Source organism: Micromonospora sp. NPDC049102, from assembly GCF_043197485.1.
Taxonomy (GTDB): Bacteria; Actinomycetota; Actinomycetes; order Mycobacteriales; family Micromonosporaceae; genus Micromonospora.
Window position 1 is genome coordinate 214,638 of record NZ_JBICTE010000005.1, and the last position, 16,436, is coordinate 231,073.

Sequence of the window (16,436 nt, forward strand, 5' to 3'; positions counted from 1 at the left end):
ATCGGATCGCTCAGGACGCCCGGTCAATGAGGATTTTGAGTAGATATCGCAGGCCCTCCTTGCCGTCGGCGTGCACCTCCACGGAGGAGTCCAACAGTTCCGAGGCCCTCTCGGACTGGTCGGCGATTCGCTTTTCGACCGTGTCGAGCGCACCGGTTTCGACGATCACCGAGCGGCAGGAGTCGAGATGTTCAGCCGACAGCTCTTTCTTCCCCCGCGCATGGTCCAGCTCGTGAACCTGACTTCGGGTCGCCCGCGAGCGGGCCAGCGTCAGGAGGAGGCTGCCCTTGCCGGCGGTGAGATCGTCGCCCACCGGCTTACCGGTCACCGCCGGGTCTCCGAAGACTCCCAGGATGTCGTCACGCAGCTGGAAGGCCTCACCTGCGTGCCCGGCGAACCTCCGCAGCAGTGGGACCGCCGGCGAGTCCGGGTCCGCCACCTTCGCGCCGACGATGAGCGGCCGCTCGACGGTGTAGCTCGTGGTCTTGAAGTACGCCACGAGCAACGCGTCGTCGCTCGAGTCCGCGCGCCGGGCCGCCATCTGCAGGTCGAGGTACTGGCCGACCATAAGGCTCTGGTTGCCGACATTCGTGATCTCGAGCAGGGCGGAGCGGGTCGCCGCGTCCAGTCCCTGATGCAGGATCAGCTCGTACGACCACACGAGGCAGATATCGCCGAGAAGGATCGCCGCGGCCTTGCCGAAGGAGCTCGACGAGCCCTGCCAGCCTCGGGCGAGGTGAAGGTCGGCCAGTTGGTGATGGGCGCTCGGACAACTTCGCCGGGTCGAGCTCTCGTCCATGATGTCGTCGTGAATGATCGCGCAGAGGTGAAGCAGCTCCAATGCCGCGGCGATCTTGATAATCGATGACTCGTCCTCGTCGCACGGTTCCCCGCCGGCGGCCCGCCACCCCCAGAAGCAGAACGCCGGGCGCAGGAGTTTCCCCCCGGCCATGAGATTTCTGCAGGTTTCCATGATCGGGTGCGACCACGCCGGGGCCGAGCCGTTAAGTCCATTTACCAGACCCTGTAGGGTCGATTCACGCTCCCGGAGAAACCCGTTAAGAAAGCCGCGGACGGTGTCGTTGAACTCCGAGGTCAGGAGTTTGGGTCGTGCAGGTTTCAATCATTTCTCCTGCAGGATTCGATCGGGCTGACCCGAACTTGGCCGCCGAGGCGAGCACCCATTCGAAACGAGTGAAGAAGTCGCGGCCCCACCGGACTTGATCAATAGGTTTGATGTTGCACCCAGACTAAGAACGGTCCAACGACTTTGGCAAGACCATTCTTGAAAGACCGCCAGCCGACAGTTACCCTACGTCACCGAAACCCTTTCCGCTCAGGCATCCCTACCGGATACCCCACGGTCAGGAAACTGGCTCTTCGTGGTCGGTCACGCACACAAAGTTATATATGATTCAGATCTATTCCCACATTTCAGGACACCGAAGCGGGTTCGGCCGGCCCGGGCGGAAGCGTTCCGGGATTACTCCTACGAGCTTCGGCCGGCGCGAGGAGGGACTGGTCGAGTGTCGGGAGTAGACTCGACGGGAAACTCGGCTCGGCGGCTCGATCAGCTCCGCATCAACGCTTTCGGCGTGACCCTGCTCTTACACGCATCACTGTGGTCAGACGGCTCGCGTCGAAGCGATCCGTCGGCCCACCCTTGGTGATCAGCGAGCAGGCGCCGTGAGGGGCCGTACCGTCCGGATCGAGTGGGTGGTGTAGCGGGCGAGGTCGGCCGGTTCGTTCGCCCCGGCCACATACGCCATGAGCTCGGACGTCTCCCCGGTCGCGTCCGTGGCGCCCGTGTAGCCGAGCATGACCGTCGGGTCGGTGAGCCGGTCCAGCGAGATCAGCCGATCGGCGACGTCGCCGCTGAAGCGGGGACCCAGCGTGCCAGCCGGTACGGGGTCGAACCCGAGCCGCGCCTTGAACGGGGACAGGCCCGGCTTGACCATGTGCCCGTACAGGTTCGGGTCGTCGCCCAGGGTCACCCGGCCGAACCCCTGCTCGCGGGTCACCCGGAAGGCCCGCGTGTGCAGCACCCTGGCCAGGCTCACGTTGCGCCACTTCGGATCCACGGCCGAGAACCGCAGCAGGACCGCGTCGAACTCGGTCGACCGCTGGCAAAGACAGCCGCCGACCAGGTCCTCACCCTCGAACGCGAAGATGGCGAAGTAGTCGCCGCCGTGGAGTACGGAATCCCTGGCCTGCCGGGCGAACGCGACGCCGTACGCCATGTCATCCACGCGCCGCTCGTACAGGTCGAGGAAGATGTCCAGGTGGCCCTCGACGACCGGCTCCTGCACCTCCAGTCGGAGCCTGGCTCCCTCGGCGTGGCTCCACGCCCGGCGCACATCCTGACGGCTCTTGCGAGGCAGCCGCTCGGCGTACTCGGCGTCACTACCGGCACTGGGCGTGAGTCAGGTCAGCCGCGCCGGCTTGCAGATGAATCCGGCCGCGGCCAGGTCGTCCCAGGACGATCGCGGTGGATCCGTGACCCGTACGAGAGCCGCACCCGCCGTCGGGAAGTCTCCCGGATCCGCAAGCGCCTGGTCGATCGTGGCCTCAAGGATCGGCCTCGGCTATTCAGATCGAATCTAACGTATCGAGGCCGATGAAGGAAAGGTGCACCTGACCTGCAAGGATATGAGTGTCTAGGTCATGTCCACAGCAGAACAGGGTGCACCTTTCTGGTGAGTAAGAGTAGCGGGTGGGATCAGCGGCTGGTCGTCGACTCGGGCGGGAACGGCCTGGTCGGGCACGCGGGTGCGGTGCTGCTGCGTAAATGCGCGGACCGGACCGGGTTGACCAGCGGGTTGAACGCTGTGCTCACGCGTGGTGGCGGGCCGGGCTGGTGGGATCGGGGACGGTTCTGGTGTCCCTGGCCGTCGCGATCGTGCTCGGCGCGACGAGCATGTCCGACATCGAGATGCTCACTCATCAGGGCCTGATCTTCGGTGAGCCGCCCTCGGAAGCGACCGTGCGCCGCGCTCTGTCCGGGCTCGACGAGGCAGCCCTGAAACGGATCGGTAAGGCACGGGCGAAGGTCCGGGCCCGGTCTGGGATCTCCTGGCCCGCCGCACGCAAGGGTTTCCGTGGCTTACCGTGGCCGGGAAACTGTTGATCGGATGGGTGGTCATCGACCTGGACGCCACCTTGATCACCGCCCACAGCAACAAGCAGGGCGCGGCCGCCACCTTCAAAAAAGGATTCGGATTCCATCCCCTCGGCGAATGGTGTGCGAACACCGGCGAGGCCCTGGCGATGCTGCTACGGCCTGGTAAGGCCGGCTCGAACACCGTCGCCGATCACGTCCAGGTCCTCACCGACGCGATCGCACAGCTGCCCGCCGGCTATCGCCGCAAGATCCTCATCCGCGTCGACGGGGCCGGCGCCACTCGTGAACTCCTAAAACTCTCCCGCAGATCGGATTTTCAGCAGAGGGCTATGAGTCGAATCGTGGATGCGGCTGGCCGGGGCTCAGGTGACCGGCAGCCCGTTCTCCAGGTACCTGGTGAACCCGTGGCCGCGTGCTTCCCGGGCCGCGGCGACGCGTCGGGCCAGCAGCGCCGGCAGGCGTTCATTAGCCGCCGGCTGGTCGCACCAGGACCAGGTGCGCAACTCGGTCGGCGGCAAGACGATCTGGTCCGTCTGCTCGGACGTGAGCGTGCCCGCGTCGAAGACGAACATGACCCCCTCGGTGCGGCCAGGCTGCGGTGGCACCCAGTCCATGACCAGCAGCCGGCCGGGCGTCAGGGCCAGCCCGAGTTCCTCACGGCACTCCCGGACCACCGCCTGGTAGGGCGACTCGTCGGCCTCGACGCACCCACCGGGGATCTCCCACGAGGCCTTGTATGCCGGCTCGACAAGCAGCACTCGACCGTGGGGATCGGTCAGGAGCAGCCCTGCGGCCATCCGCTTGCGAGGTAGATCGGCGGTGAAGTCACGGCGTTCGGCGGGCATGAGTCGACCGTAGGACGCCAGCCGTCCGACACGCCCGCCGCGCCGTGCCACGACATTGTCGGCAGATTCCGCTGCCGACTCCGACAAGACGGCGACATCGTCGGCCGCGCGTGACCTCTACCGGCGGCCAACGCAGCCACTAGGCTGCCCGGCTGTCGACCAAACCCCGCTACCCCCGACAGCCCTCAGTAACCGACCAGGAATTGTCGGAGGCGGCGGATACGGTCTGCCCGCACCGTGACCGCATCTCGGCACCGCCAGGGGGTGGCAAACCATGGCCGACGACGAGATCACGACGGCACGGCGCGCACTCGGCCGCCACCTCGCACAGCTGCGCAAGCAAGCCAACCTCACCCAGCAGGGCCTCGCCCGGCTCGTGCAGTACGGCCGCAGCTCCGTCGCCAACACCGAGACCGGCCGCCAACACCCCGAGCGCGAGTTCTGGGCACGCTGCGACACCGCCCTGCACACCGACGGCACCCTCACCCAGGAGTACGACTGCCTCACCAGGCGAATCCAGCGGCACCAACCACAGTCACCGTCGGTCCCGTCGGCGAAGAACCCGAACCGGCCGAAGCCCGTCGCCAGCACCGATTCCAACGACAGCGGAGAAGGTGAATCGGCTCTCTGGGAAGACGAGAACAGCATCAACGCCCGACGGGCTGCGCTTAAGTCCTGCAATGACGAAGACGCCCGGCTCAGCTACCTCGAAGACGAGGTCCGACAGGCGATCGCCGACGATGAACGCCTTCCGCCAGCAGTCCGCCTGGCGCGCCTGCGGCCGTTGCGTACCTGTGTGGATGAGCTCATGGCCGGGCAACAGCACCCACCACAGCGCGCCCGGCTCTACACCGTCGCCGTTCACCTGTCCGGGCTGCTCGGCGCCCTCGCCCTGGACCTGGGCGCGACCCGTGTCGCGCACGCCTACGCCGCCGAAGCCTTCGACCTCGCCGAAGCCGCGCAGCAACCTGAGGTGCGGGCAACACTGATCGCACTACGCCGAAAACATCCCGCCTTATCGATGGACAGTCGGGCCACGGCTTACCTGCGCGATGATGCGTCGGGGGCCGGCGGTGCCGGGTAAGCACCGAGTCGGAGGAGGGCAGATAGACCCGGCCGTACGAGAGCTCCGAATTGTGGGAAGGTGGGGCCACATGGGCTTCTTCGACCGCCAGGTAGCGGCATCGGACGTCGAGCCAGAACCGATCAGAGAGCCTCGTCCCGCCTGGATGAAGCCCGAGGCGGTGATCCCCAGTGTAGTGGCCGAAAGCCACGTGCTGGTCCACACCGATCGCGTCGCGGTCGCGATCAGCGGTCTACTCGCCTACCCTGCGGGCTTTGAGTTCAGCGTGACCGCGGTTCTGCGCACGCCGGATCGTCGGGTTGACCTGATGCACCACCACCGGGTCGGGTACTGGGCCGGGCAGCCCGTGCCAGCTGATTTCCTCCGGGTGGGTGTGCAGTTCGCCGACGGGAGCACCGTCACCAACATGGATCGGCGCTCACTCACGCCGATGGATGCTGAGCCCCCTGGCCGGTTGTTGTTTCCGGGCAACGCTGAGTCGGACGCCCGGCGGCATGTGGCGCACTACTGGGTCTGGCCGCTGCCGCCGACCGGGCCCGTCACCTTCGTCTGCGAGTGGCCGGCGTACGACATGCCCGAGTCGCGGCTGGAGGTCGACGGCCAGGTGATCCTCGATGCCGCCGCGCGGGCAGTCCGGCTCTGGCCCGACACCGACGAGACGACCGGCTAACCACGCTCGGACCCGACGGCACGCTTTGGTACCCGGGAGTGGCTGAGGTCTGGGGGAGGGTCACGCCTTCGCTGTCACCTCCGGCCGGTGTCCGCAGGTCGGGCAGGCTTCGTCGAGGACTCGTCGACGTACGGTCCGGTGTCGTGCGGCCTGACCGGCGAGCGCCGCGGCGAGCAGCGCTGCACCGGCGAGGAAAATCGATCCGGTTGTGGTGGCGAAGGCCGCCGGGCTGGGTCCGCCGCCGCTGGTACCCCAGATCGCCTGGCTGAGCTGGTCGGCACCGAACAGGCCGGCCGGGGTGGCGAGCAGCAGGGCCGCCCAGAGGCCGGCGTCGTCGGCGCGTAGAGCGCGGCCGAGGCCGACGAGCAGGACCAGTGTGAACATCAGCCCACCAGCCATCGCCAGCAGCTCTGGGGTCGAACTGTACGAGGTGAACATGTTGCCGCCGTTCTCGGCGGCGCTCAATGCCATGGATGCGGCTGTTATGCAGCCGGCGGTGAACGGCGGCAGGCTCCGTGCGACCCAGCCGGGGTGGGAGGGCAGCGCGAGGGTTGCCAGGCCGAGCGCGGCGGCGGGGAGTAGCACGAACAGCGGCGGCCCGGGTTGTCCGATGAAGGCGGCCACGGGCGGCACGGCGACAGTCAGCAGGAGAGCGCCGGCCGCGGCGGTGCGGGTCCAGGATCCGGGCAGCGCCGTGGCGGTGAGGCCGACGAGAAGCCAGCCCAGCCAGATGACGGCGCCGAGAGTCTGGACCGGGCCGACCGGGTCCAGTCGGGCGAAGCGGGGGTCTTCAAACTCGACCTGCAGGAGTAGGAAGGTCGCGACCGCGATGAGGGTGTTGAGCGCGGCGGTTGCGGCCAGTGGGAAGGCGGCGGCCAGTCCGAGGGCGCCGTACCCGCGCAGCCGCTCTCGGAGTCCGGCGCCGAGCAGGTCGAGGGCGTCGTGTGGGGAGGGCCAGCGCCGCCCCGGTTCGACGGTGTCGAGGTACGTCCCGACGATCTCGTCGCCCCGGTCGGCCTGGTAGGCGCCCGGGTAGGCCCGCAGCAGCCGCCGGTAGCGGGACTCCAACGGCGACCCCGCCTGTTCCGGCGCAGGGTTGGGCTGGTTCATGCGGGGCCTCCGGTCGGTCGAAGGATGGGGCGGGCCGCCGCCGCCCCGGGAAGTTTGAGGGGGCCACGTGAGGTGCCGCCGACGGCGGGGATGCCGGCGGGCCGGGCCCGCAGTCGCTGGCTGGCGGCCTCGACGTTGCGGCGTAGCCGTTCGGTCTCGGCGGTGAGCACGGACCGGCCGTTTTCGGTGAGCCGGTAGTAGCGGCGTAGTCGTCCCTCGACGACCTCCTCGTGGTCCCGCTCCACCAGCCCCTCGTCAGTGAGGCGATCGAGTGCGCCGTAGAGGGTGCCGGGCCGCAGCGCTAGCCGCCCATCGGAGAGGGCCGCGACGTCGCTGATGATGCCGTAGCCGTGCATGGATTCCCGCGCGAGCGCGGTGAGGATCAGGAAGGTGGGCTCTCGAAGTGGCGTGGGTGTGGCCATGCCCTCAATGTATCGGTGATGAAGCTATATCGGTGACAAAGTTGTTAGAAACGCCGCGCGGTTGGTGCCGCCGCCTAGGTGCGATCAGTCACGGTCATCTCGCGGCTCGGTGAGCTGGCCGTGATCTTTTCGCAGATGCTGAGCAGCTCAGGGTGGTTGCGCAACTTGGTGTACCCCTGGGGAGGATGGAATGCGCCCAGCTGAGCCCTGAGCTGCTCCAGCGACAACCCGGGGTACTCCGCGACTCGTTGGATCGGGATCGCGAAGGCCTGGTCCCGGTCCTGTACGTACTCGAGCACCGAGGCGCCGTTGCCGGGGCGAGACCGTTCGGCGATCTCGGCAATTCGTTCCGGAGTGTCGATGATGGCGGGCCCGAGGTCGATCACCGCGCCGAGCCGGGCGACGGGCCAGGTGAGGTAGACGTACCAACGCGCTGACTGGCCGGTCAGGAACCGGCGTCGGAACTCGTGCGTCTTCTCGCCTGCCCAGAGGAGGTCGTAGTACAGGGGATTCAGCGACATGAGGATGGGCTCGCGGCCGCCGTCAGCCGCGCCGCCGTTCCCGAATGAGCTCGGTTGGCCGCTACGAGAGATCACGTTGCTGACCGTGCCAGGATCTCCGAGGCCAATTGCGCCACCGGCAGCTGACCATCCAGCACCACCGTGTCGGCCGGCAGCACGCTGACAGCTGCAGCGCAGCGGGCTACCTGTTCCAGCCGCCAAGCACGCACCTGCGCATCACGATCCGGGTCATCCGGCCAGACCGACTGCGCCGCGATGCGCGTCCGTAGGACGCCGGTGGGCACGTCGATGAAGAAATGGTCGACAAGCACGTCGTGGGCCCGCAGCTGGCCGAAAATCTCGTCAAGATACGACGGCACCACCACGGTCATCGGTACGACAAGCGTCCGTCCGTACTCCTCAAGCAGCGCTGTTGCCGTATCCGCGACGCTACGCCGCCATACCCGCAGGTCTTGAAAATCGCCGCTCACGGGTGGCGGAACGATCTCGCGGAGCATGAACCCTGGCAACTCCGCATCGAACATCAGCAGCCGAGGGTCCTCCATCGTCAACTGCTGCGACAGAGTCGTCTTCCCAGCGCCGAACGCACCGTTGATCCAGATCATGCCCGCGTGTCGCTCCTCAGGCATCAAACGGCTGCACTACTACTTGACCTAACGAGGGGGTGGCTCGCCCAGTTGAGGGCGGCCGGTTCACCGCCAGCGAGGAGATCGTAAGAAGACCATGAGTCTCTGCCAGCACCGCTATGTTCTCGGCGTGGGCATCCCGGGGCTGGTGCCCGTTGGACAGTAGGCGAACTCGGACTTGGCCCGCGGCGAGCCCGTTGGTCCCATGCCTGGATCTGTTCCGTCACAGCCGCAGCGGCGTTCTTTCCGTGCGGCCCGAACGCGTGGGCACCGAGTTCGGCCTCCGATTCATTGTCGGTCGGACGCCATGCCCGGTAGGCGATCAAGTCGCCGCGGGCAACCCCGAATGAGAACCACCGACGCTCGGCAGCCAGTTCGGCACCGTCATCGGCCTCACTCGCCCGCCCGTGCGTCCGTGCGTCCGTGCGACGATGGTTCTGTGAACCACCGCAGCGCCGGCTTGGTGATCTGGGACGTTGACGGGACCCTCATCCCCGCGGACTTGCGCTGGCTGACGCGCGCCATCGCTCGCGCGTACGGTCTCGCGGAGTCCGCGGTTATCTTTCCTGACAAGAAGGTGCATGGGTATACGGACGAGTCGATCGCCATCGACACGGCGATCGCTTCGGGCGTCGACCCGTTAGCTGCGGAGGCGGGCATACCCGCCTTCCGTCAGGCCATTGCCGCGGTCATGCAAGAGGACCGGCAGGAGCTCGCTGAGGTCCAGCCGCCGTATCCAGGTGCTGCGGCGAGCATCGCGGAGTTGCACGACCGTGGCTTCATCCAGACCGTGCTGACCGGCAATCTGCGATCGGCCGCCGAGGTAAAGCTGCACGTGGCGGGCTTGGATGAGTTTCTTGATCTCCGCATCGGCGGGTTCGGTTCAGACGAGCGCGATCGCTTTCAGCTTCCGGCAGTCGTCGCCCGACGCTACTCCGCGATCTACGGTGATCAGCTCGATTCTGCGCGCGTCATCGTCATCGGGGATGCGCCCAACGATATCGCCTGCGCGCGCCATGCCGACTTTCATATCGCCGTCGTCGCTCACCGAATTGGACGGCAAGAGTTGACTACCTACGAACCTGACCTGGTGTTCGACAGTCTTGAACCAAAGAAGGTGGTGGCTGCCGTCAGTTCGCTGTTGATGTCGGGTGGGTCGTCGACTGCCTGTTAGCCGCTCATCTGCTCTTCAAGTTCGAGCATAACCAGCGTCAGTTGTCGCCGATCCGAAACAGCGGCACGTCGTAGAGGCTCGCCTCGGGGATACGACGCATGACGGGCGCAGCGACCTCGAGAATCAGCATCTCGGTCAGGAACTGGACCGTAGCGGCGAGCAGGTGACTGGTGGGGCCGGTCGCGCTGTGCTCCTTGAGCCCGACGCTGACGTGGATGTGCGCCGAGATCCGGTCGTGGGCGTCGTCGTAGGCGATGGTGCCGCCGCCGAGCGCTTCGACGTTGGTCAGGTGCACCCGGTCCCAGACCGGGGCTTGGGGGTCGTCCAGACGCTGGCAGGTGCCGACGATCTCGACCGTGCTGAACCCGGCGATGAAGACGGGGATGTAGCCGTGCCGGATGCCGTTGGTGCGGCAGGCGTCGGCGAGGGCGGTGAAGAAGTCCTCGCCATGATCGAAGGTGACGCCGATCATCCGTCCGGGCGTGAGGTCATGGCTGCGCATACTGAGGCACTTCCGGTCGGGTTGGTCGGGGGAGTGGCTGTGGTGGGTCCAGCCGGGGACGCATGCCCGTCAGAGGTGAAGAATCCTGTCGTAGTCTTCGTCGTACCAGCCGTCGGTGTTGTGCTTCTGGATGGTCCCCGCGACGCGTGTCAGCATCAGCACGTCGCCGTTGAGGGTCAGGGCGGCGTCTTCAGCTCTGCCGGTGAGGATTCTGGCCACGGTCGCCAGCATGTGGGCCTTGCCCGTGTCGACCAGGGTGTCCTTGCGCATGTAGAAGCTGACGTCGACGTAGGTCTCCGGCTCCCATTCCCACAGAGCGCCACCGTCGTCCTCGGCGCTGTAGTAGCCGTGCCGGCCGCCGGTGATGTCCACGACGTACCCGTGCTCGTCGTTCAGGTCGGCGCTGAGCATCCTGCCGCCGGACGCCGTGGACGTCTCGACTGCTCCGGGAGCAGCAAGCTCCGCTACCTGTTTGAGTGGGATGTTGCCCGCCAGCGTCAGCCGGTACTCGACAGCCATTTGCACCCCTTCATCAGTCTCGCCGGATGATCTGAATGATCGCACCGTCGCGCGTTACCGCTGCCAGTTCCTTCAGCCCTGTGATGGGCCAGTCGTGGAACTGCTTGTGCAGGGCGGCGAGGTCGCCCCGCCAGTCGTGGAGGTTCAACATGACGCGTTGGGTCTGCTCCGTGTCGACCTTCCTGGACACCGCGCTCCAGACGGCGCGGGCCGGCACGGGAGCAGTGGGCGCGTAGCAGTCGAAGACATGCCCCTCGATGAGGAAGTCGGGTGCCTTTTCCGGCCTCCCAGAATCCCCGGTTTCGAGTCGCGCGTCCGCGACCTCCTGCCTCGTGGGGTTCTGGTGAACCCGGTACCCCTTGCCGGCGACCCTGTCGGCACACTCGTTCTCCAACTCCAGGGCACGCCGCTCCCGCGGCTTCTCGTTCGCGGAAATCCGGGTTCGACGTCCGGTAGGCGACCCGCCGACGACGCCGGTGGGACGCCTGGTCCACGGGTTTGACGCGTCAGTCTCTGTGAAGACCGTTCCGCCCAGGGTGGGGGTCGTCGGGGATGGGCTGCCGGTGGTAGCAGGGGCGGGGCTGGCCGGTGGATGACCGCCAGCCCCCGTCAGTTTCCCGACGACCCCAACTGCCGGGCCTGCGCGATCGCCCCTTCGATGGCCTGCCGGGCCCCGCCGGTGCGCTGAACGACCAGCACCAGGACCTGCTTGATGGCCTCCAGAGCCTGCAACAGCGGCCCGGGCTGCCCACCCTGCAGGACCACGGCGACGAGCTGCTGCGCCTCACCGACTCCGGTGATGACCCCGGCCGCCGCCTCACGAGCAGCGTCCACGGCGCTCAGCACGGGCGCCAACCCGGCGATCGTCTCCTGCGGGGTGGCCTCGTTCGGCACCGCCGCGGTCGCCTTCGTCGCCTCACCGATCGAACCGGCAAGACTTCCCAGGCCGCCCTGGATGCCCGTGATCGCGTTACGCACCCGCGCCACACCCGCCGCCACGGCGACGAAGCCCGCACCCGCGGCCCGCAACGCCACCTCCTGCGCCTGACTGTCGGCGGCGGCTGCCAACCCCTGCGCGCGTTCGACTCCGGTCATCATCGCGCGGAGTTCACCGGTGATCTTCTCGATCTGCGACACGTGGGCGGCATCCCCAATCGATGACAGTAGAAGTGCTCGACAGCTGAAACTACCTGGCGTTCCTAGGGGCTGACCGCCCCGTGTCAGCCCGTCGCCGGTATCGGTCTCGACGAGGTCGAGGAGGCGGTGGGCCGCGTTGATCGCGGGCGCAGGACCTCGGCGGCGGCTTGGTCGACGCGTTCGTCGAGGATCTGCCGCAGCGTGACGATCTCGACGCCGGATGGAAAACCCAAGTGTCGAGTGATGGCGGCACGGCGCGGTCGATCACAGCGGGCCTTGCGCTGGCTTCATGTCCGCCAGTCCCGTCTGTTTGCGGACACTCCTGCTCCTACGTCGGCGCGGCCGTTCCTGGGACTCGGGAGGCGGAGAGACTCGAGGATCGCCGCGCAGTTGGATTCGGTCGACATGGAAATGTCAAGTCGCTGCGTTGGCAGGCCCGGCCAGTCGCCGAAGGTATGCATCTCTGTGGCCAATGCTTGCAAATACCCCAGGTATCCGGGCGTCACGGTCTGAGACGATGTGAGGCGCGGAAGGGCCGTCCGGAGCGCTTCCACGCCGTCCCCAAGTTCGATCGCCACGCACGGGTGGAGGTCGGTGAGCGCTCGGACCGAGGTGGCCAGACGTTCCCGAAGTGGTTCGATTGCCGTGCGTCGTTCGTAAGCGTGGGCGCGGGCGGACGCGTAGACGGTCTTCGGCCCGCGATCAACCAGGTGCACGTGGTCTTGTGCGACGCTCAGGTCGCGGAGGTCGTCGAGGCGATCAATCATTGCCGTGATGAGCGCTTCTGCGACGTCCAGACCAGTGGTACTGACGACCCAGGAGGCGAACTGTTCCGCTGCGGCGATCGTGGGGAGATAACGCCACAGTGGGCTGGAGACGACTGCTTCGGCGCCGCTGCGGTTCAGGGCGGCGGCAAGGTGTCCGATGAGAGTGGTCTTCCCGCTGCCGTCGATCCCGTCGACGAAAATGATCATAGGGATGCCGATTCTTCGAGCATGCTCCTCACGGCCACGAGCGCACCTGGCACCCGTACAGCGAGCCGATTGGCCTGTGCTGCGTCGTCTGCGCCTGCACGGCGGTAGGCGTCGTAGTCTTCAAGGAGCGATCTGAGTTCGGTGCCCGGCCAGTCGCGCAGCGCCTCGATCACCTCGGGAAGCCGCAGGCCGACCTCTGGCGCTCGATGTGCGACAAGCAGCCGACCGGCGCTCGACAGCACCGACAACACCCGGCGTGCGGTGTCCTCGCGCTCCGATTCTGTGTGGTGGCTGGCGGCCAGACGGGCGACGGCAAACTCGTGCAGTACGCCAACATCACCAGCGAGATCGGTCAGTTCTGAGGTGGCGGCCGGTGTAGGGGCGGTGGCACCTGCGATCACGGCGGTGTCGAGCCCTACACGACGCAGCACCTCCCGCATCTTCATGTCGTAGAGCGGACCGAGGCGACGGGCGTCGCCCCCGTGGCTGTCGGCGAGGTGCAGCGACGCTCGAGAACCGTGGCGTCGGGCCGCTTCACTGACGATCTCGTGGAGCGACGTGGCGGCGGACGAGGTGGGGGGCAGGTTCCAAGCGATGAAGTCGACGTCGCTCCAGCCCTCGATGAAGTCTCCTCGTGCGGCCGATCCGCACAGCCCCACCCCGGCATCCGGATGCCCGGCGATGACGGCCTCGGCCTCTGCCGCCACCTGGTTGACCAGGTAACTGAGCTTTCGGCTGAACGGCAGGGGATTAGCGGCACGCCAGGTGATGACGGCAAGGGCGCGATCCAGCACCTGCTGGAACTGGGGATGGCTGGCGGCCTGCCGGGCGGCGGGAGCCTCGAGCCAGCGGGCCTGGACGAAGCCTTCGTCACGGGCCGGCGTTGTGGTGATGGTGGACGTCGAGAAGAGGAACCAGTCGACGATCTTCGCCGCTGGCGTGCCGTCGTTGTCGGTGAACGTGTAAGCCTCCTGCCCGAGATACGCGCTGTAGTGCGTGTCGGTGAGGCCGGCTTCCTCGGCCACCTCCCTCTTGGCTGCGAGGAGTGGTGCCTCGCCTGGCTCCAGTCGGCCTTTCGGCGCGACGGTCTGTCGTTCACCGGTCTTTCGGACCTGATCGAGGAGCAGGACTTGTGGAGAGCTGAGGTCGTCGGTCGCGACGACGGCACCGGCGGAGGTGTATCGACGAGTCATGGCTGGATGCCTCCTGAGGATGTCTGCATGGTCTGGAACGCGTCCCGGAGACGAGCCCTGAAGGTGATGATGTTGGCAGTGTTGTCGATCCAGTGATCGGCAATCGCGCGCCAGGCCGGAAGCTGTTCGTGGACGCGTTTCCGCTCGTCTTTGCGTCGGATGATGCGTCGGGCCTCGTCGGCGGTCAGCCCTCGGGCCCGCGCGAGGCGTCTGACGCGGACGAGTTCTGGTGCGGTGATGAAGATGATCGAGCATGGTGCTGGCCACGTTCGCTTCACAGTCACAGCCAAAGCGGCATCGATGAAGCTCTCGACTGCCAAGGGGGCCTCGCCGCGGTCGGTTAGTGCGAGGAGTTTCGCGACGAACTCGTCGTACCCGAAGCCTTCCCGCGTCTCCACGCCCTCGTGGTAGGCCTGCCGGCCTGAGCTGAGTTGCACGAGGACCGTCCTGATCTTGACGCGGCGGGAGCCGAGGGCGGCCAGGTACTCGCCCGCGCTCGACTTTCCGGCCTCGCTGGTGCCGGCGAGGAGGAGCATCGGTGGCGCGGCCGGCTGCCGTATCACGAATCTCCTCTTGTCCGACGGATCACCGCGGCAACACTGGTGGGCAAATCGTCTGGCTTGCCGATGCCGACGCCGACGCGGATGACCGGTACAGCGGCAAGCGCGTCGAGCGCCATCTCCCCGAAGTTGAATGCGGGAAGACTGCGGCTGATGGTGACCTCGTCAGCCGAGGAGAAGATCGAGACGTGGTCAAGAGTCGGGTCGCGTAGCTTCGCCTCGTGGTCGGTCACCGCCGCGCGCAGCAGATCCCGGGCTGCGGGAGTAGGCGTCTCGCGCAGTTCACCCGCCGCAAGACCCTGATCCGGAATGACGATGAGGCTCAGCGGCAGCGGGCGGTGTCCGGCCGTGGTGGGGGTGGGAAGATCCACCGGGTAGAGGAGCCGTTCGGTGGCGTGAGGTGCCAGCAGCGGCGCCATGTCGGCGCGTACGTGCCAGGGCAGGGTGGGCATCGGCACCACGCAGGGCTGACGGCAGGGGAAAGCGGTGAAGGCGAACTCATCGACCAGGAGGCTGCCTCCGTGAGCGGCGACGCCCAGCGCGAGTGATGTCTTGCCCTGCCCGCGTCCGCCGTCCAGCACCGCGATGGCCGACCGTCCGCCGTCTATGGTCACCGCACTCCCGTGCAGGAGCGTCAGCTCGCCGTCCCCCATGACGGCCAAGGAGCGTGCCGCGGCCTGGAGCACTCCGATCTCCAACGTGGGTGGATCGCCCGCCAGCTCTGCGGCCAGTTCCAGGAGGACCTCACCTCTACTGACGTCGACGGTCAGCCGGGTTCGGTGCCCGTCACGTACCTGCATGACCTGCCCGGCCGGCATGGTCGGCAGTTCCGTGTCAGCGAGTCGGGCGACGAACCGCCGTAGGCAGCGTGGTGCCGACTCAGCGATCCGGATCTCCAGCGCGTGGTCGCCGACTCTCAACAAGCTCATGACCGCTCCCCGGGCTTGCGGAGGACGAGCCACATCGAGTACCGGCGGTGTCTGCCGCGTACCGGGGGCGCGGGGGCCGACAGGACACCCTCCTCCGACGTCACGGTCGCGTACTGCCGGATCCCGCATATCGCCGCGAGGAGGTACAGCTCGTGGGCGGTGGTGAGGTGGGCGTAGCCGGGTGCCGCTCCGCTGGTCTTGTTGGCGAGGTAGATGATGTCGCGCGCTGGCAGGGGCCGCGAGCCGGTGCGGCGCTGCCCCCGCCATCGCGCGGCGCGGGCGGCCAGGTCCAGCAGATTGGCGATACACACAAGCCCGAGCCGGCCGGCGTAGTACCAGTTGAACGTCTCCACCAGGACGGTGCCTCCCGGGGCACACACCCGCCACATCTCGTGCAGGGTCTCAACCCGTTCGGCCTCGGTTGCCAGCGCGTTGAAGGAGAAGCGCAGGCACCACACCTGGTCGAAACGGTCCGCTGGTAGTGGCAGGGCGTTCATGCTGCCGTGCACGAAGGTGCCGTTCGGGCACGCGGCCCGGGCAACTGCCAGAGCCACCTCGTTGATGTCGACGCCGACGATGTCGCCGCCCAATACGGTTATCGCTTGGGTGACGCGACCGGCACCGCATCCCACATCGAGGATTCGCGCCCCCGCACCGAGCCGGTGATAGAGCGCCTCCTCGCAGGGGCGCAGCCTTGCGTTGTTGTAGAACGACGTCTCGCCCGCGTAGTGGACCTGGTTCAGGGCGCGGATCATGGCTGCGTAATCGATCTCGGTGATGCCGCCGTGGGTAGTCGTCATCGCAGTCCCAGTCCTCGGTGGACCTGCAGCGTGCTGCCGGTGGTGTACGACGCCTTCGGTGAGAGCAGGAACATGATCGTGTCCGCCACCTCTTCCGGTTCACCGCAGCGCCCGAGGAGGCAGCGGTGACCGGCGGCCTGGTCGGGGGTCATCTGGGTGACGATCGCAGTTGGCACGAGCATGTTGACGCGGACTTCGTGCTCCACTGGCACCTCCCAGGGTCGTGGAGAACCAGGGCTGATCTGACGA

The 16,436-nt window shown here is 67.1% G+C and carries 21 protein-coding genes and 1 pseudogene; 5 read left to right on the top strand and 17 right to left on the bottom strand.

The window, feature by feature from the left end; all coding sequences use genetic code 11:
• Positions 1-10: 10 nt before the first annotated feature.
• Both ACGFH9_RS08470 and ACGFH9_RS08475 read right to left on the bottom strand, forming a co-directional pair.
• Positions 11-1,123 (bottom strand): polyprenyl synthetase family protein, encoded by a 1,113-nt coding sequence (locus ACGFH9_RS08470; protein WP_393216940.1) that lies wholly within the window; start codon positions 1,121-1,123, stop codon positions 11-13.
• A gap of 547 nt (positions 1,124-1,670) precedes the next feature.
• Positions 1,671-2,381, bottom strand: coding sequence for a GNAT family N-acetyltransferase (locus ACGFH9_RS08475; RefSeq protein WP_393217018.1), 711 nt, complete (start codon positions 2,379-2,381; stop codon positions 1,671-1,673).
• A 497-nt stretch (positions 2,382-2,878) separates the two neighbouring features.
• Between ACGFH9_RS08475 and ACGFH9_RS08480 the strand changes: the two genes are divergently transcribed.
• The gene (locus ACGFH9_RS08480; RefSeq protein WP_393216942.1) at positions 2,879-3,127 is read left to right on the top strand and encodes a hypothetical protein; all 249 of its coding nucleotides are present in this window, start codon (positions 2,879-2,881) and stop codon (positions 3,125-3,127) included.
• A gap of 8 nt (positions 3,128-3,135) precedes the next feature.
• A pseudogene (locus ACGFH9_RS08485) lies at positions 3,136-3,423 on the top strand (transposase); the annotation flags it as partial.
• A 60-nt stretch (positions 3,424-3,483) separates the two neighbouring features.
• Here ACGFH9_RS08485 and ACGFH9_RS08490 read toward each other — a convergent pair.
• Complete coding sequence (locus ACGFH9_RS08490) at positions 3,484-3,966, bottom strand: NUDIX domain-containing protein (RefSeq protein WP_393216944.1); 483 nt, start codon at positions 3,964-3,966, stop codon at positions 3,484-3,486.
• 274 nt (positions 3,967-4,240) lie between these two features.
• On the opposite strand from ACGFH9_RS08490, the gene ACGFH9_RS08495 reads away from it, so the two are divergent.
• Both ACGFH9_RS08495 and ACGFH9_RS08500 read left to right on the top strand, forming a co-directional pair.
• Positions 4,241-5,050 (top strand): helix-turn-helix domain-containing protein, encoded by an 810-nt coding sequence (locus ACGFH9_RS08495; protein WP_393216946.1) that lies wholly within the window; start codon positions 4,241-4,243, stop codon positions 5,048-5,050.
• A 70-nt stretch (positions 5,051-5,120) separates the two neighbouring features.
• Positions 5,121-5,720, top strand: a complete 600-nt coding sequence (locus ACGFH9_RS08500) for a hypothetical protein (protein WP_393216947.1) — start codon at positions 5,121-5,123, stop codon at positions 5,718-5,720.
• Positions 5,721-5,780: 60 nt separating this feature from the next.
• Here ACGFH9_RS08500 and ACGFH9_RS08505 read toward each other — a convergent pair whose 3' ends face one another.
• The 4 genes from ACGFH9_RS08505 to ACGFH9_RS08520 form a co-directional block, all read right to left on the bottom strand.
• Positions 5,781-6,830: a GlsB/YeaQ/YmgE family stress response membrane protein gene (locus tag ACGFH9_RS08505; RefSeq protein WP_393216949.1), complete on the bottom strand. Its 1,050-nt coding sequence runs from the start codon at positions 6,828-6,830 to the stop codon at positions 5,781-5,783.
• Entirely contained in the window at positions 6,827-7,252 is a 426-nt protein-coding gene (locus ACGFH9_RS08510; RefSeq protein WP_393216951.1) for a PadR family transcriptional regulator, read from the bottom strand. Before ACGFH9_RS08510 ends, ACGFH9_RS08505 begins: the two co-directional genes overlap by 4 nt.
• Positions 7,253-7,326: 74 nt before the next feature.
• Entirely contained in the window at positions 7,327-7,773 is a 447-nt protein-coding gene (locus ACGFH9_RS08515; RefSeq protein ID WP_393216952.1) for a hypothetical protein, read from the bottom strand.
• A 71-nt stretch (positions 7,774-7,844) separates the two neighbouring features.
• Positions 7,845-8,378, bottom strand: coding sequence for an AAA family ATPase (locus ACGFH9_RS08520; protein WP_393216954.1), 534 nt, complete (start codon positions 8,376-8,378; stop codon positions 7,845-7,847).
• A 460-nt stretch (positions 8,379-8,838) separates the two neighbouring features.
• On the opposite strand from ACGFH9_RS08520, the gene ACGFH9_RS08525 reads away from it, so the two are divergent.
• Positions 8,839-9,573, top strand: a complete 735-nt coding sequence (locus ACGFH9_RS08525; RefSeq protein ID WP_393216956.1) for an HAD family hydrolase — start codon at positions 8,839-8,841, stop codon at positions 9,571-9,573.
• Between the two features lie 37 nt (positions 9,574-9,610).
• Here ACGFH9_RS08525 and ACGFH9_RS08530 read toward each other — a convergent pair whose 3' ends face one another.
• The 10 genes from ACGFH9_RS08530 to ACGFH9_RS08575 all read right to left on the bottom strand — a co-directional run bounded on the left by ACGFH9_RS08530 (position 9,611) and on the right by ACGFH9_RS08575 (position 16,393).
• Positions 9,611-10,075: a PPC domain-containing DNA-binding protein gene (locus ACGFH9_RS08530; RefSeq protein ID WP_393216958.1), complete on the bottom strand. Its 465-nt coding sequence runs from the start codon at positions 10,073-10,075 to the stop codon at positions 9,611-9,613.
• Positions 10,076-10,144: 69 nt separating this feature from the next.
• On the bottom strand, positions 10,145-10,594 hold the full coding sequence (locus tag ACGFH9_RS08535; protein WP_393216960.1) for a SitI3 family protein: 450 nt from the start codon (positions 10,592-10,594) through the stop codon (positions 10,145-10,147).
• Positions 10,595-10,607: 13 nt separating this feature from the next.
• Entirely contained in the window at positions 10,608-10,994 is a 387-nt protein-coding gene (locus tag ACGFH9_RS08540; RefSeq protein WP_393217019.1) for a hypothetical protein, read from the bottom strand.
• 209 nt (positions 10,995-11,203) lie between these two features.
• Positions 11,204-11,731 (bottom strand): DUF6244 family protein, encoded by a 528-nt coding sequence (locus ACGFH9_RS08545; protein ID WP_393216962.1) that lies wholly within the window; start codon positions 11,729-11,731, stop codon positions 11,204-11,206.
• Positions 11,732-12,018: 287 nt separating this feature from the next.
• The gene (locus ACGFH9_RS08550) at positions 12,019-12,705 is read right to left on the bottom strand and encodes a hypothetical protein (protein ID WP_393216964.1); all 687 of its coding nucleotides are present in this window, start codon (positions 12,703-12,705) and stop codon (positions 12,019-12,021) included.
• Positions 12,702-13,898 carry an NUDIX domain-containing protein gene (locus tag ACGFH9_RS08555; protein WP_393216966.1) on the bottom strand — a complete coding sequence of 399 codons (1,197 nt, stop codon included), beginning with the start codon at positions 13,896-13,898 and terminating at the stop codon, positions 12,702-12,704. Before ACGFH9_RS08555 ends, ACGFH9_RS08550 begins: the two co-directional genes overlap by 4 nt.
• Positions 13,895-14,461: a hypothetical protein gene (locus tag ACGFH9_RS08560; protein ID WP_393216967.1), complete on the bottom strand. Its 567-nt coding sequence runs from the start codon at positions 14,459-14,461 to the stop codon at positions 13,895-13,897. Before ACGFH9_RS08560 ends, ACGFH9_RS08555 begins: the two co-directional genes overlap by 4 nt.
• On the bottom strand, positions 14,458-15,387 hold the full coding sequence (locus ACGFH9_RS08565; RefSeq protein ID WP_393216968.1) for a hypothetical protein: 930 nt from the start codon (positions 15,385-15,387) through the stop codon (positions 14,458-14,460). The genes ACGFH9_RS08560 and ACGFH9_RS08565 overlap by 4 nt, the downstream gene beginning before the upstream one ends.
• Positions 15,384-16,187 (bottom strand): class I SAM-dependent methyltransferase, encoded by an 804-nt coding sequence (locus ACGFH9_RS08570; protein ID WP_393216969.1) that lies wholly within the window; start codon positions 16,185-16,187, stop codon positions 15,384-15,386. The genes ACGFH9_RS08565 and ACGFH9_RS08570 overlap by 4 nt, the downstream gene beginning before the upstream one ends.
• Complete coding sequence (locus ACGFH9_RS08575; protein ID WP_393216970.1) at positions 16,184-16,393, bottom strand: SDR family oxidoreductase; 210 nt, start codon at positions 16,391-16,393, stop codon at positions 16,184-16,186. Before ACGFH9_RS08575 ends, ACGFH9_RS08570 begins: the two co-directional genes overlap by 4 nt.
• Between the last annotated feature and the right edge of the window lie 43 nt (positions 16,394-16,436).

Coding starts and splice junctions, on each gene's coding strand:
- ACGFH9_RS08490 (WP_393216944.1), bottom strand. CDS start 3,966: ATGCCCGCCGAACGCCGTGACTTCACCGCCGATCTACCTCGCAAGCGG.
- ACGFH9_RS08495 (WP_393216946.1), top strand. CDS start 4,241: ATGGCCGACGACGAGATCACGACGGCACGGCGCGCACTCGGCCGCCAC.
- ACGFH9_RS08500 (WP_393216947.1), top strand. CDS start 5,121: ATGGGCTTCTTCGACCGCCAGGTAGCGGCATCGGACGTCGAGCCAGAA.
- ACGFH9_RS08505 (WP_393216949.1), bottom strand. CDS start 6,830: ATGAACCAGCCCAACCCTGCGCCGGAACAGGCGGGGTCGCCGTTGGAG.
- ACGFH9_RS08510 (WP_393216951.1), bottom strand. CDS start 7,252: ATGGCCACACCCACGCCACTTCGAGAGCCCACCTTCCTGATCCTCACC.
- ACGFH9_RS08515 (WP_393216952.1), bottom strand. CDS start 7,773: ATGTCGCTGAATCCCCTGTACTACGACCTCCTCTGGGCAGGCGAGAAG.
- ACGFH9_RS08520 (WP_393216954.1), bottom strand. CDS start 8,378: ATGATCTGGATCAACGGTGCGTTCGGCGCTGGGAAGACGACTCTGTCG.
- ACGFH9_RS08530 (WP_393216958.1), bottom strand. CDS start 10,075: ATGCGCAGCCATGACCTCACGCCCGGACGGATGATCGGCGTCACCTTC.
- ACGFH9_RS08535 (WP_393216960.1), bottom strand. CDS start 10,594: ATGGCTGTCGAGTACCGGCTGACGCTGGCGGGCAACATCCCACTCAAA.
- ACGFH9_RS08550 (WP_393216964.1), bottom strand. CDS start 12,705: ATGATCATTTTCGTCGACGGGATCGACGGCAGCGGGAAGACCACTCTC.
- ACGFH9_RS08555 (WP_393216966.1), bottom strand. CDS start 13,898: ATGACTCGTCGATACACCTCCGCCGGTGCCGTCGTCGCGACCGACGAC.
- ACGFH9_RS08565 (WP_393216968.1), bottom strand. CDS start 15,387: ATGAGCTTGTTGAGAGTCGGCGACCACGCGCTGGAGATCCGGATCGCT.
- ACGFH9_RS08570 (WP_393216969.1), bottom strand. CDS start 16,187: ATGACGACTACCCACGGCGGCATCACCGAGATCGATTACGCAGCCATG.